General features: G+C 54.0%; 1 pseudogene. It reads left to right on the top strand.

Annotated elements, in window-relative coordinates:
• Positions 1–252, top strand: a pseudogene (locus ACSNOG_RS33690) (signal recognition particle protein); the annotation flags it as partial.

The following is a 252-nucleotide window of genomic DNA, read 5'->3' as shown; positions in this document are numbered from 1 at the left end:
CGCTTGAGCCTTTCCATCCGGAACGGATGGCTTCCCGGATTCTCGGCATGGGCGATATGCTTTCCTTGATCGAGAAGGCGCAGTCGAACATCGACGCCGAGAAAGCGAAGGAAATGGAACGTAAAATGCGCAACGCGGAGTTTACGTTCGAGGATTTCCTGGAGCAGATGGAGCAGGTGAAGAAGCTTGGACCGCTTGATCAGCTGATGGATATGATCCCCGGCATGGGCAAGATGAAGCAGGCAAAGGATC

The sequence above is a fragment of the Streptomyces sp. URMC 124 genome (genome assembly GCF_051386455.1).
Classification (GTDB): Bacteria; Actinomycetota; Actinomycetes; order Streptomycetales; family Streptomycetaceae; genus Streptomyces.
Note: the sequence above shows the minus strand (reverse complement) of the source record. Positions and strands in the feature narration are given on the sequence as shown.